This is a genomic window from Kitasatospora sp. NBC_00315, from assembly GCF_041435095.1.
Taxonomy (GTDB): Bacteria; Actinomycetota; Actinomycetes; order Streptomycetales; family Streptomycetaceae; genus Kitasatospora.
On sequence record NZ_CP108025.1, the window covers coordinates 566073 to 579150 of the forward strand.

At 73.7% G+C, this 13078-nt stretch carries 10 protein-coding genes; 5 read left to right on the plus strand and 5 right to left on the minus strand.

The features are described 5' to 3' along the window. Positions 1 to 165: 165 nt before the first annotated feature. The gene (locus tag OG823_RS02415; protein ID WP_371477018.1) at positions 166 to 1071 is read right to left on the minus strand and encodes an LLM class flavin-dependent oxidoreductase; all 906 of its coding nucleotides are present in this window, start codon (positions 1069 to 1071) and stop codon (positions 166 to 168) included. 150 nt (positions 1072 to 1221) lie between these two features. On the opposite strand from OG823_RS02415, the gene OG823_RS02420 reads away from it, so the two are divergent. From OG823_RS02420 to OG823_RS02430, 3 genes are all read left to right on the plus strand, one after another. Then, positions 1222 to 1800 (plus strand): O-methyltransferase, encoded by a 579-nt coding sequence (locus tag OG823_RS02420; protein WP_371477021.1) that lies wholly within the window; start codon positions 1222 to 1224, stop codon positions 1798 to 1800. Then, positions 1797 to 3035 carry a DUF1116 domain-containing protein gene (locus OG823_RS02425; protein ID WP_371477024.1) on the plus strand — a complete coding sequence of 413 codons (1239 nt, stop codon included), beginning with the start codon at positions 1797 to 1799 and terminating at the stop codon, positions 3033 to 3035. Before OG823_RS02420 ends, OG823_RS02425 begins: the two co-directional genes overlap by 4 nt. Before the next feature lie 187 nt (positions 3036 to 3222). Beyond that, a complete protein-coding gene (locus OG823_RS02430) occupies positions 3223 to 3921 on the plus strand; it encodes a phytanoyl-CoA dioxygenase family protein (protein WP_371477025.1) in 699 nt (232 codons plus the stop codon). 260 nt (positions 3922 to 4181) lie between these two features. Here the strand turns inward: OG823_RS02430 and OG823_RS02435 are convergent, their stop codons facing one another. The 4 genes from OG823_RS02435 to OG823_RS02450 all read right to left on the minus strand — a co-directional run bounded on the left by OG823_RS02435 (position 4182) and on the right by OG823_RS02450 (position 10454). Then, complete coding sequence (locus OG823_RS02435; protein ID WP_371477027.1) at positions 4182 to 5951, minus strand: ABC transporter ATP-binding protein; 1770 nt, start codon at positions 5949 to 5951, stop codon at positions 4182 to 4184. A 201-nt stretch (positions 5952 to 6152) separates the two neighbouring features. Further along, positions 6153 to 6290 carry a SapB/AmfS family lanthipeptide gene (locus tag OG823_RS02440; RefSeq protein ID WP_176189324.1) on the minus strand — a complete coding sequence of 46 codons (138 nt, stop codon included), beginning with the start codon at positions 6288 to 6290 and terminating at the stop codon, positions 6153 to 6155. Positions 6291 to 6430: 140 nt separating this feature from the next. Beyond that, positions 6431 to 9040 carry a class III lanthionine synthetase LanKC gene (lanKC, locus tag OG823_RS02445; protein ID WP_371477031.1) on the minus strand — a complete coding sequence of 870 codons (2610 nt, stop codon included), beginning with the start codon at positions 9038 to 9040 and terminating at the stop codon, positions 6431 to 6433. A gap of 901 nt (positions 9041 to 9941) precedes the next feature. Then, positions 9942 to 10454 carry a DinB family protein gene (locus OG823_RS02450; protein ID WP_371477033.1) on the minus strand — a complete coding sequence of 171 codons (513 nt, stop codon included), beginning with the start codon at positions 10452 to 10454 and terminating at the stop codon, positions 9942 to 9944. Between the two features lie 227 nt (positions 10455 to 10681). Here OG823_RS02450 and OG823_RS02455 point away from each other — a divergent pair, with 227 nt between their 5' ends. Both OG823_RS02455 and OG823_RS02460 read left to right on the plus strand, forming a co-directional pair. Beyond that, positions 10682 to 11929, plus strand: coding sequence for a cation:proton antiporter (locus tag OG823_RS02455; RefSeq protein WP_371477035.1), 1248 nt, complete (start codon positions 10682 to 10684; stop codon positions 11927 to 11929). 494 nt (positions 11930 to 12423) lie between these two features. Then, entirely contained in the window at positions 12424 to 12819 is a 396-nt protein-coding gene (locus tag OG823_RS02460; RefSeq protein ID WP_371477037.1) for a transglycosylase SLT domain-containing protein, read from the plus strand. The last annotated feature ends 259 nt before the right edge of the window (positions 12820 to 13078 follow it).

The window sequence follows — 13078 nt, forward strand, 5'->3', positions numbered from 1 at the left end:
CCCGGGCAGGGGTCGGCTCGGGCACAGGGACAGGTGGGCCCGAGGCAGGGTCCGCTCGGGGGACAGGCTTCTGCTCCCGGGGCGGGGTGGTGCTCCCGGGGCAAGCGTCTGTTCGTGGGGCAGACGTGACGGTAGTCAGGCGGGTCAGACAATTTCAAGGTCTGATCATCTATCAGTCCCCTTTATGACTGTTTTTTGCGTTTGTATGTCGAACGAAAAACGCTGAACCACCTCGCGCTGCAGCCGCTCCAGGGCGTCCACCGGCCAGGGCGCGGGCAGTTCGAGGACCAGGTGGCCCGCGCCCGCCGCCACGAACCGCTCGGCGGTCGCCCGGGTGGCGGCCGGCGCCGCGAGGTCGACCGGGATCTGGGCCGAGATCCCCAGAGTGTCCGGGTCACGCCCCTGCGCCTCGCAGTGCGCCCGCAGCGTCGCCAGCCGCGCCGCGAAGCCGGGCAGCCCGGCGGCCGTGTTCCAGAGGTCCGCGTGCCGGGCCACCACCTCCAGCGCGCGTGGCCCGCCCGCCCCCAGGACGAAGGGCGGGCACGGGCGTTGGACCGGCGCCGGATCGAGCCGGGCGCCCTCCAGGGCGTAGTGGCGGCCCGCGAAGTCCACCCGCTCGCCGGAGCAGAGCCGACGGATCAGCCCGCACGCCTCGGACCAGCGCTCCAGCCGCTCGCCGGGTGGCGGCATCCGCAGGCCGCGCGCCCGGTGCTCGTCGGCGTGCCAGCCCGCACCGAAGCCGAAGTCGAGCCTTCCCGAAGCGATGTGATCGACCGTCGAGACCATGGCGGCCAGCACCGCCGGCTCGCGCAGCGTGTTCGCGGTGACCAGCACGCCCAACCGCAACCGCGAGGTGGACGCCGCCAGCGCGGCCAGCAGCGTCCACGCCTCCAGGCAGCCGCCCGAAGGGGCCTCGCCGACCGGGACGTCGCCGACCGGCTCCAGATGGTCGAACAGCCAGGAGTGGACGAACTCCGGCATCTCCTCGGCCTCCTGCCACAGCCTCAGCACCCGCGCGAAGGGCACGTGCTGCTGAGGTGCCTTGAACCCGACGGCCACTGCGTTCCGCATGGCGTCCACCTCTCCCGAGGGCGACAATCAGCCACATCCATGACTGGCGACTGCTGATGATCGCCGAACTGTTGTTAATTACTTGCGGTTTCGCGCAAATATATGCTCCACTCCTCTCGCTCCCGTCACTCCACCAAGGAGGTCGTCCCGATGGACGTGCCACCCCTCGTCGAACAGGCCCGGCAGCGGGCCGCGGACCACGGCTTCGGCTACTCGTGCGCGCCGCTGACCGGAGAGCTCCTCGCGGTGCTCAGCGCCGCCGTCCGGCCCGGCGGCCGAATCCTCGAACTCGGCACCGGTATGGGCGTCGGCCTCGCCTGGGCCCTGCACGGACTGCGCGGGCGTGCGGACGTCACCCTCGTCACCGTGGAGCAGGACCCGAGGACCGCCGAACTGGCCGCCACGGCCGACTGGCCCGCCTGGGTCGAGCCGCACACCGGCGACGCCGTGCGGCTGCTGCCCGGACTCGGCACCTTCGACCTGGTCTTCGCCGACGCCGAGGGCGGCAAGTGGCACGGTCTGGACCGCACGCTCGCCGCGCTGGGCGAGGGCGGCGTCCTGCTGCTCGACGACATGGACCCGGAGCGCTACACCCTCGCCGAGCACCACGTCGCGATCGCCGGCGTCCGCGCCGCCCTCCGGGCCGACACCCGCCTGGTGATCGTCGACCTCCCGGTGGGAACGGGCCACATCATCGCCACCGTGCGCCGCGGCGCCGCATCCGCGTGAGCACGGCCGCGACCGAGCCTCTCGCGGCGCCCGACACGGCGGTCCTGGACGAACTCCAGGTGTTCCTGCACTCCTTCGAGCCGGCCGGCCGAGTCTGCCCGCAGCTCGACGAACGGACCTTTCTGCACGCGGGGCCTCCGCTCGGCCCGGACGCCCCGCCCGCACCCATGCGCTCCGCCCTCGTCGGCGCACTCCTGCTGGAGGGCACCGCCGCCACCCCCGGCGAGGCCGGACGGCTGATCGACGACGGCCGGCTGACCCTGCTGCCCTGCGCCGACCACGGCGCGCTGGGCGCACTGACCGGGATCATCTCCCGTTCCATGCCGGTGGCCGTCGTACGGGACGCCAGGGGCGGTACGGCCTTCGGCACCCTCGGCGAGGGCGCGGGCCCCTGTCTGCGGGCCGGGCACCACGACCCGCGCACCCTGGACCGCCTGCGCTGGGTCGCCGGCGTCGTCGCTCCGGTGCTCCGACGGGCCTGCGAGGACGCGCAGCTCAACCTCACCCGGATCCTGCGCACCGCCCTGACCCAGGGCGACGACGGCCACAGCCGCACCACGGCGGGCACCGCCCACCTGCTCGTCCAGCTCACCGGGCTGCTGCTCAAACGGGGGATCAGCTCCCCCGAGCTCGCCAGGATCCTGCGGTGGATGACCGCCGACCCCCAGTTCTTCGGCGCCTTCGCGGTCCTGACCGCCCGACTGCTGGCCCGGGCGATCCCCGAGCGGCCCGGCAGCCCCCTCGTCCGGACCCTCGTCTCCAACGGCCACCGGTTCGGCATCCAGGTGGCGGGACTGGGCGGGCGGTGGTTCACCGCACCCGCGCCGGTCGGGAGCGCCGTGCTCTTCGGCGGCCACTCCCCCGCCGACGTCCACCCGGTCATCGGGGACTCCTTCGCCGCCGAGGCGGCCGGCTTCGGCGCGATGGCCCTGTCGGCCGCGCCGGCCGCGACCGACCACCTGGGCCTGAGCGCGGCCGAGGTGCGCGCGCACGCGCTCCGGATGCGCTCCATCACCAGCGCCACGAGCACGCGCTACCGGATCCCCGGCGACGGCTCCACGGGGATCCCGCAGGGCATCGACGTCCACCGGGTGGTCGCCCGCGGCGTCACCCCGCTGGTCACCACCGGCCTGCTCCACCGCACCCCGGGCACCGGGCGGATCGGCACCGGACTGGCCGAACTCCCCATCGCCCCGTTCCTCGCCGCCTCACGGGCACTGACCAGCGCCTGCTGAGCAGCACCAGCCGGTCCGCCCCGACCCGCGCCCCGACCCACTGCTCCGATCCTTTGCCCGGCTACGCCGCCCCGCCCCGTCGCTCCCGCACCCCCCACGGCGCCCCACCCGCCACCCCGCATTCCGGCCGGCTCCGGTCCCCGACCGAGGCCGCCGCCCCCACCACCCGCTCCGGAACGAGGGACCCATGCTCGAAGCAGCAACCGCCGCACCGTCCGCGGCGCACTTCCACCGCAACGGCCATCACGTCTGGCGCGGCTTCCTCGACCCGGACCGGGTCGCCGGACTGCGCACGCTCGCCGACGACCTGCTCGCGTCAGACCTGGCCCTGCACACCCCCGAGTCGCTGCGGGTCTTCCAGTTGTTCCGCCACGGCGCCCCGTTCGTCGACCTGATGAACGACCCGCGGCTCACCGAACTCACCGACACCCTGCTCGGCCCGCACGCCCTGATGAACGATCTGAGCCTCAACCGCGTCGAGCCCGGTGCCAAGCCGGACCGCTGGCACATCGACTACCCCTACAACGACATGCCGCAGATCGTCGAGGGCAGCCTGCTCGCCCTCCAGTGCGTCCTGCCACTCACGCCCTTCAGCGCGGAGAGCGGGGCCACCGAGTTCATCCCCGGCAGCCACCAGCGCTTCAAGCAGCCGCCGCTGAGCCCCGGCGGGACGCCGCTCCCGGCCGCCGCCGAGCCCGGCGATCTGATCGTCCTCGCGGCCTCCACCTGGCACCGGGCCGGCGTCAACCGCACCGGCCTCCCGCGCACGGCGATCCTGCTCAGCTTCACCGAGGCGTGGGTGCGGCCGATGGCCGAGGCGCCGGAACCCGGCCCGTGGTCCCTGACCCGGGCGGCCCGCGTCAGGTTGGGCATGGAGCGCGCCTGAGCGTACGGCGCCTGCCGGGCACGGAAGTTGAACCGCCCCGTGCGGCCGGCGCTCCCTCGCGCCGGTCGGACGGGCGCCGGTCGGACGCGCGGCGCCCGGCCTGACGCTGCGCCCGCGGTGACCACCGCCGTGGCGACGGGCTACCACCGGGTGGCCGGGTTCCCGGCCGGGCCGGCGCCCCGCCGGGGCGAGCGGCGCGACGGCCGGTCGCACGGAGCACTGCGCCGGGGCGATCGGGTCGCGGCCGTCCCGGCTCCCCGTCAGCGCTCCGGTACCTCCTGACTGGCGACCAGCTCGCGGTAGGAGGTGCAACGCTCCAGCAGTGTGGGATGGTCGCCTGCGTCGACGACGGCCCCCGCGCTCATCATGATCACATGATGGGCGTTCTGGACCGTGGAGAGGCGGTGCGCGACCACGATCACTGCACGGGTCGCCGCGAGGTCCTCCACGATGGCGCGGAACCGCTGCTCGTTCAGGCCGTCGAGCTGACTGGTGGGTTCGTCCAGGAGGACGATCTCGGCGTCGGAGAGCAGGGCGCGCGCGAGGGCCATCCGCTGGCGCTGCCCGCCGGAGAGATCCGACTCCCGGCCGAGCAGGGTGTCGAGGCCCTGCGGGAGGCGGGCGATGTCCTCGGTCAGCCCGACGGCGTCCAGCGCGGCGGCGAGCTCGGCCTCGCTGGCACCGCCGGTGCGGCCGAGCTCCAGATTGTCCCGAGCGGTGGCCTCCAGCAGGGTGAACGCCTGGTCCACGTAGGCGATGCGGGCCCGCAGGGCGTCCAGCGGCCAGTGCCGGGTGTCGTGCCCGAGGACGGTGATCGAGCCGGCGGACGGCCGGATGAAGCGGTCGATGAGCGACAGCGTGGTGCTCTTGCCGGCGCCCGAGGGACCCACCACCGCGGTGAGCCCGGTGCGGGCGGTGGCGAAGGAGATGCCGCGCAGGGCGGCGTCCTCGGATCCGGCGTGGGTGTAGGACACGGACTCGAAGACCACCGAGGGTGCGTCCGGCACCGGTGTGGGCGCCGTCCGGCCGATCTCCTGGGCATCGGTCTCCGGCGCCAACCGCAGCAGGTCGTTGCAGCGGTCGCGGGCGGCCAGACCGGCCTGCAGCCTGCCGAAGCCACCCGCGAGGGTGTTGATCGAGGGAACCGTCTGCAGCAGGTAGAGCAGGAACGCGGCGAAGGCGGCCAGTTGGATGCTGCCGGTGGCGATCCGGGCTCCCCCGGCGACGATCACGGCGATCATCGCGAACTGGTTGCCCAGTGTCAGGACGGCCGGTACCAGGGTGGCGAGCCGGGCGCCAGCCAGCGAGACGGCGCGCAGGCGTTCCGCGTCGGCCGCCAGCGCACGGACCGCCACCGGCTCCGCCCGGTAGGCCTTGATCGTGCTCAGCGCCTCCAGGTTGGCCGTGAAGCGCTGCGCGATCAGCCCGATGGCGACCTGCTGGCCGCTGACGTTGGCCCGCATCCGGCGCAGGACCAGCGTCACCAGGACCGCCAGTACGACGAGCGACGCCACCGTGACCGCGGTCAGCACCCAGTCGATCCAGACCATGATCGCCAGTGTCGCCGTGACGGTCAGCGCCGCCAGCGGCAGTTGGGTGGCCACGTCGATGACCTGACGCAGCAGGAGCGCGTCCGAGGTGATCCGGGCGGCGAGCTCCCCGGTGCCCTGGGCCCGCACGGTGGCGAGCGGCAACCGCAGCGCGTGCTCCATGATGCGGATCCGCAGCCGGTAGGTCATCCGCTCCCCGACCCGGGCCAGCAGGAATCCGGAGAGCGCCTGGGTGACGGCGCCACCGACGGCCGCCGCGCACATCATCAGCACGTCCGGGCCGAGCGGGCGGTGTGCGGAGAAGTCGGCGACGATCCGGCGGACGATCAGGGGCAGCACGATCGCCGCGCCGGTGGCGAGCAGGGCGAGCAGCAGGGCGAGGACGAGCCGCCCCGGCTCGGCGACGAGTTCACGGCGCAGCCGGACGGGGCCGGGCGCCCGGCGGGCCGGGCGGGCCGGGCGGGTGAGCGGGTCGGCCACGGGGAGCCCCTTCCGGTGGTACGGCGGTGTCGCCGGTCGGCCGCGGCGGGCCGGCCGCGAGCGGTGGATCGTCCGGGTGAACGGCGCCCGGGCCGGAGCAGCTGGGTGCCGCTCCGGCCGGTCACCGGCCGGGCCCCGGTGCCTGGGCCCGGCCGGCTCCACCGAGTGGTGCGTTCCGCCCCTACCGGACGGTGGTGCCGGTCAGAGGCAGAGGAGCGTGCTGACCGTGCTGGTGCCGCAGTTGAGCACGCTCAGGGAGCTCGTGCTGGCGAGGGTGTCGTCGATCGGGGCCGCCTCGGTCTCGGGCAGCTCCATGGTCTGGAGGTCGAGGATCGCCATGACTGTTCTCCTTCACTACTGACGGGGTGGATCACCCGGCCGGTGGCCGGGAACCTGTGGGGCGCGGGACGCGCCGAGAGGGCGTGCGGGCGGTGCGGGCCCGGTCGGCCGGGGGCCGTCGCGGGGCTCGTCGGGCCCGGTCAGCCGGGGAGGGGGGCGGCCGGGCGACCCGTCCAGGGGAGGAAGGGTGTGCCGGCCAGCGCCGTTCCCAGGGCCAGCAGCACGCCTGCGCTTCCGGTGGCGAGGTCTGCCGAGAGGCGCAGCAACTGGTCTCCGGGGAAGGCGAGATGGCCCTGGTAGGAGATCTGGTGGAGGGCCAGCTGTGCCCGCTGCCGGTCGAGCACGGCCCGGTGCCTCCCGACCTCGCCCGCCCCGTCCGCCCCGTTTGCCCCGTCCGCCCGGGGTCCGGTGAGCGCCAGGTAGCCGAGCAGCCCCGCCCGCCCGTTGAACAGGCCGGACTGGATGATGAACTCCGGCTCGGCCGCTCGGCGGATCGGGTGCTCGTGGGCCGCCGTCGGGCTGTCGGGGCGGTGCGCGAGCAGGGCGTCGAGGGCCAGGCCGATGCCGGCGCTGCCGGTCTCGACGTACGGCAGGACCCGGCGTCCGTCGATCACCTGGAGGGTGCCGTCCGGCATCGTGACGCAGCGGTCGAGATCGCGCTTGACCAGGGTCTCGGCCTGGTCGAGCAGGCTCTTCTCGCCGGTGTGCTCGAAGAACCGGACCAGCGCGAGCGCCGCGCCGCAGGCTCCGCCCAGCAGTCCGGCCGCGCGGCGGCCGTCGCCCGGATCGGCCTTCTCCATCTCGTCGCCCGCGGCCCGGGCGAGCGTGAGGGCGGTGTCCAGCAGCCGGCCGTCGTCGGTCGCGGTGGCGAAGTGCAGCAGGGCCAGGGCGACCCCGGCGCTCCCCGATCCCAGGGTCGGCCCGGCCTCGCCGTCCGCCGACCGGGAGAGCCGGGCCAGCAGGTCGAGTGCGCTCTCCCGCTCCCCGAGCAGGTCGAGCGTGTAGGCGACACCGTGCCCACCGGAGTACAGACCGGGCGCGGTGGCACGGGTGCGCGCGGCCCGCACGAGCCACTGGACGTGGTCGGGGTCGATCGCGGCGCCCGTGCCGTGCAGCGCGTACAGCACCCCGGCGGCGCCGTGGGCCAGGCCCAAGCCTCCCTGGGTGAACTGGGCGACGTCCCCGGGAAAGAGGCGGTCGGCCCGGCCGGGGGTGGCCATCGCGCTGATGCCGGCTGCGAGCGAGTCCCGGATGACCGGCCAGTCGGCCCGGGGCGCGGCCAGCAGGGCGTTCGTCTCGGCCCGGCGCAGGCCCAGTTCGGGACGAGGGGTCCTGCCGTCCGCGGGTGCGGGGGCCAGCAGGCGGCGGATCTCGTCGGTGTAGCCGGGCGGCACCGGGAAGCGGCGCTCGATGGCCTCGGCGAGCTCGACGGCCTTGCCGGCGTCCAGTGCGGGCAACTGGGCCAGCGGGAGGAACAGCCAGAGCCGGATCGCGGCCAGACCGTACCGGTCCACCTGGGCTCCGGTGTATCCCGAAGGTGCGGTGAAACCGGCCGCCCCGAGCGCGGGACGGACGAAGTCGGCTGCCGTGCTGGCGAGTTCGAAGTCGATGAAGCAGATGTCGCCGTTAGGCCGGATGATCAGGTTGCGCGGGTGGAGGTCGCCGAACACGACGCCGCGGGCGTGGATCGAGTCCAGGGCCGCTTCGATCCGGGCCACGATGCCGAGCGCCTCACGGGTGTACGCGGCGACCGCGGCCTCGTCCGCGTCCGGGTGGATCAGCGGGTAGTGCGCGGTCAGCCACTGACTGAGGGACTCCCCCTCGATGAACTCCTGTACCAGGAACCGGTGTTCCCAGGCGGTCAGCAATCCGTGCACGGCCGGGACTCCCGGCAGCCCGGCCAGCAGCGCGAGCGTGTCGTGCTCCTGCTGCAGCCGGGCGACGGCGTCGACCCCCCGCTGGTCCAGGCCCGCGTACGGCCGGGCCTCCTTGAGCACCAGCTGCGGTCCGTCGGCCCCGTCCCGCGCCAGGTAGACGCCGCCGGCGTTGGAGAAGTGCAGGACCCGCTCGACGGTGTACGGCAGGCCGGTGTCCTGTGGGGCGGCTCGTGCGGCCAGCGCCGGTACGAGGACGGCCGGCACCGGCGCCCACGCCGGGACGGAGAAGCCGGCGCCGCGCACGTCGGGCACCAGTCGCCCGTCCGAGTCCTCCAGGGCGAGCACCCGCTCGCCCGCCTCGTTGCGGCAGTGCCGCTCGGCGAAGCCGCCGTAGCGCAGGTAGAGCGGTCCCTCGCCCCAGCGCAGATCGCTGAGGATGTACGGTCCCCGGCGGCCGGTCAGCAGGGTGCCGAGCCCGTCGAGACATCGCTCCAACTCGGCGTCGTCCACCGGGTAGAGCGTGCAGAACTTCCCGCTCGAACCGCGCGGGGCGTACTTGGAGTTCTGCACCTGGAGGATCGGCAGGCCGCGCAGGAACTTGAAGGTGACGCGCTCCCGGAGGCAGTACTCCCAGACCTCCGCGAGCACCTCCTCGGCATCCTGCGCACAGGACGACACATGGATCTTCCAGCCCTGGGAGGGCAGTTGTGCGTTCACGGGCCGCACGACGGACCAGATCTCGAGGTCACCGCGCTCCCAGCCGGCGGGCAACGGCCGGCTGACGGCTGCGAACTCCTCCTGCGCGCCCCAGCGTCGGGGCGAGTCGTAGAAGAGCGGATCGGCATAGGCGTAGGCCTCGTACCGGTTGTCCAACGGAACCCTCCTCGGGACGGGACGTGCACAGGAGAGGCGGCGAAGAATGGGCGGTCCACAACGCCGTCCGGGACGGCGGAAGTCGAAGAGGCATCATCGGCGGGGGCCAGAAAGCCCTTCATACGATGCGACTGATCGAAGTATTAGGAAAGGAAGAGTTCGTCCACAACGGCGCAGGGACGGTTATTCCGAATGAATATTCACTCCCGGCGCAACGGCGCGAAGCGAAGTGAGCCGGAGCGCGGAGGCTCGTACCCGGCCTGCGGCGCCGGCGGGTCGATCGGTCCGCCGGAGGAGCCCTCCACGCCTCGCCGAGGCGCGCGACGGCGCCCAATCATGGCTCCTACCTGCGATAACACTGACCAGGGAGCTCGGCGGCGACCCCTTCGGCCGACCCGGCCGCCCCGGCGGATCCACCGGGGCAGGGCGGCCCGGGACCGCCGGCGTTCACGGAGTCGTCGACCGTCGCGCATCCCCCGAGAGGTCAGCATTCATCTGATATATGTGAACGAAATATCTATGCCCGGTCAGATGTTCGCATACTGGACGTTCGCAGACGCTCCGGCCCGGCGGGATATTCGGAGCGGCGAGGTCCGGATGGACGGGCGCCGGGGCCTGAGCCGGACGGAATTCTCCCGAGGCCCGGAGAACGACCGCACAACCTGACGGACGGACGGGAGGAGGGCGGACGGGCGGAGGGGCGGACGGGCCCGGCAGGACCCCGGAGCCGGCGCGCCGCAGCCCGGCCCTGCCGGTGGGATCGGCAGCGGGCCGGGCCGTAGGCATCCGATGGCCGGGCGCGCGATACGGCCAGGCCGTGGCAGGCCAGGCCGTGGCAGTCCGGCCGGTGGCAGGCCAGGCCGTGGCAGTCCGGGGCGGCGGTAGTCCGCGCCGGCGACGATCAGTAGTAGCCGGTCTCGCCGTCGAGGAGTTCCCGGATCGTGTCCAGATGGCCGGCATGGCGCGCCGTTTCCTCGATCATGTGGAGCAGGATCCAGCGCAGCGAGGCCGCGCCTGACCGGTAGTCACGGTTCAGGCCGACCCGGTCGAGCTCGTGCGCCGCGGTGATCTCGTTGGAGGTCGCACACTGGCCCTCGTACTCCAGGAGGAGCCGGGCCAGCGGGACGCCCTCGGCCTTGAAGTCGGCGTCGTCCTCGTCGGAGAACTGCGGGTTGGCCGACGCCGGATGGTTCTGGAACAGCACCTGGAACCAGCCGTGCTCGGTCCACCGCAGATGGGCGATGATCCCGGAGACGGTCATCAGGGGGGAGCCCGGGAGGAGCGGCCGACGGGCGTCCTCCTCGGAGATCCCCTCGCACTTCCATCGGACGATCGAGCGCTGGAGATCGAGCCACCCCACGAGTTGGCTGCGTTCGTCCGCGGTGAAGTCAGGGCGCGTGCGAGGAATGGACATGGTCGCCGAGGCTAGCCCGCACCGGGCACCGGGCGCACCAGGTTTTCCTCCGGTCCCACGCGCCACGGGGCACCGCCCCGGGCGCGGGGCACCGGGCGGTCGGGCCGCCCCGCGCACCGGCGCCGGGACACGCAGGCGGGGCATCGCCGCACTCCCGCGCGCGACCGGGCCTACGATCATGAACGCTGTGCCACCGCACGGTCACGTTCCGGGAGGGCGGTGCACGAGTGGTCGCGCTGGCCGTCAGTATGGGGGCGCTGTTCGCCTGGGCGCTGGTGGCCGGACGGCTGGCGCGCTGGAGCGTCACGGCTCCGGTCGCGATGACGGCCGCGGGCGTGGTGCTGACCGTCGGGCCGCATCCGCTGGTCCGCGTCAGCCTGACCACGTCCGACGCCGAGCGCGCCGTCGAGATCATTCTCGCCGTCCTCCTCTTCACCGACGCGACGACGGTGCCGGCGGGGGCCGTCCGGGGGGAGCGACCGCTGTTGACGCGGCTGCTCCTCCTCGCGCTGCCGATGACCCTGGCCGCCGGGGTGCTGGTGGGCGGCCTGCTGTTCCCGTCCGGCGGCTGGTGGGCGGCGGCGCTGTTCGCGGCCGTGACCGTGCCCGTCGATCTGGCACCGACCGCCGAGCTGATCCTCGACCAACGGCTGCCGTCCTGGCTGCGCGGCGTCCTCACGGTGGAGAGCGGACTCAACGACGGCTTCCTCGCCCCGGTCTTCCTGCTGTGCCTGGCGGGCGCCGAGGCCAGGGGCGGCGGCCCGGGGTCGGCCGCCGACGCGGTGGGCGGCGCACTGGAGGCCCTGCTCCGGGCCGTCCTGGCCGGTGTGCTGGTCGGCAAACCCGGTGGGATCCTCCTGCGGCGCGCCTGGCTGGCCGGCTGGACCGGGCCGGCCGCGATCCGGCTCGGGATCCTCGCTCTCCCCTTGATGGCGTACGCGCTGGCGGTCGCCCTGGACGGCAACGGCTTCATCGCCGCGTTCGTGGCCGGCCTGTGCTTCACGCCGGACTCCCGCCTGCTGCCCGCCAAGTCACTGCACCTGGTCGAGGACGCCGGGACGCTGCTCTCCCTGGCGCTCTGGTTCGTCTTCGGGGAGCTCGTCACCCAGGCGTTCACCGGCGACTTCGACGGCCGGGTGGTGGCCTACGCGGCGCTGTCACTGACGGTGGTGCGGATCGGCCCGGTCCTGCTCAGCCTGGCCGGGAGCGGACTGGGACGGGCCGACCGGCTGATGCTCGCGTGGCTCGGTCCCCGGGGCCTGGCGTCCATCGTCTTCGGCCTGCTCGCCTTCATCAGCCTCGCCCCCACGGATCCGCGCGCCGCCGACCTGGTCGGTCAGGTGATGACGATGACCGTACTGATGAGCCTGCTGCTGCACGGACTGACCTACGGACCGCTGGCCACCCGGTACGCCTCGGCCCGCCGGCCGCAGGGGGCGGGCCGTCGGCCGGAGCCGCCCGACGACCCTCGGTAGCCGTCACCACACGGAAGGGATCGGCTCGGGGACGTCACGACGCCTCGTGGGGCGGGCCGATCCGTCACCGTCGGCTCACTCCGGGGCAACCGACTGCGACCTCGCGGCCCGCGGGCCGGTGAGGGTCCTCACAGGCCGAAGGGCACTACGACGGTTAGTAGGAGTCGCCGGCGCCCGCTCCGCGCGCCGACCCACCGCCTCCCCCGATGGGCATCGGGCCAGGTCACGGCCCTCCACCCCGACCCGGCGCAGCGCTCACGACGCTCGGAACGCACGGCGGGGCGACGGCTGCTCCACGACGGCGGGTCGTAGCACGGGGGTCTTGGCCGGGGCGTCGCGTCGCGTTAACAATTGCGGAGTCGATGGCCGCGCCGGCCCTGTCCGCCAGGCGCAGGCTTACCGCCGCATCCCGCCCGTGACCCTTCGAGCCCCTGTCCGGCTCACGGTCACCAACGGACGGGACGCGGCCCAACCCGATTGAGGTCTTCTTCTTCATGCCCGCTTTCAAGCTTCGTATGCGCACCTCCGCCGCCGTTCTCGCCGGAGCCGCCGGCCTCACCGCACTCGGCGCCGGCCTGCTCCCCGCCACCGCCAACGCCGCCACCGCCTCCCCCCAGACCCTCGCCGCCCAGATCGTCCCCGCCGGCCAACTCGCCTCCTTCAACCAGATCATCTCCCACGAATCCGGCTGGAACGTCCACGCCACCAACGCCTCCTCCGGCGCCTACGGCCTCGCCCAGGCCCTGCCCGGCTCCAAGATGGCCTCCGCCGGCGCCGACTGGAAGACCAACCCCAGCACCCAGATCAAATGGGCCCTCGGCTACATGGACTCCCGCTACGGCAGCCCCAACGCCGCCTGGACCTTCTGGCAGACCCACCACTGGTACTAAGAACCACCGGCTACCGGGACCCACCGGCGCCCGGATCGCCCCCGCTCGGGGCGACCCGCGCCGCACGGCGGCGGCGCCCCGGCGCGCCCACGCGCAGCGCCCGGAGCGGGAACCGCCCGCACCCCTGTCCGACCGGACCGCCTCCGTGACGCCCCCCGGGCGCCGGACAGGGACCGCCCGGAGCACCCGAGGGACCCGGCACACCACCAGGTGTGCCGGGTCCCTCGTCGCATGTGGGAGATGCCCCGCCTAACAACTC

Bases quoted from the DNA above. Each gene is read 5' to 3' on its own strand.
- OG823_RS02415 (WP_371477018.1), bottom strand. From the start codon at position 1,071: ATGCGGAACGCAGTGGCCGTCGGGTTCAAGGCACCTCAGCAGCACGTG.
- OG823_RS02420 (WP_371477021.1), top strand. From the start codon at position 1,222: ATGGACGTGCCACCCCTCGTCGAACAGGCCCGGCAGCGGGCCGCGGAC.
- OG823_RS02430 (WP_371477025.1), top strand. From the start codon at position 3,223: ATGCTCGAAGCAGCAACCGCCGCACCGTCCGCGGCGCACTTCCACCGC.
- OG823_RS02440 (WP_176189324.1), bottom strand. From the start codon at position 6,290: ATGGCGATCCTCGACCTCCAGACCATGGAGCTGCCCGAGACCGAGGCG.
- OG823_RS02450 (WP_371477033.1), bottom strand. From the start codon at position 10,454: ATGTCCATTCCTCGCACGCGCCCTGACTTCACCGCGGACGAACGCAGC.
- OG823_RS02460 (WP_371477037.1), top strand. From the start codon at position 12,424: ATGCCCGCTTTCAAGCTTCGTATGCGCACCTCCGCCGCCGTTCTCGCC.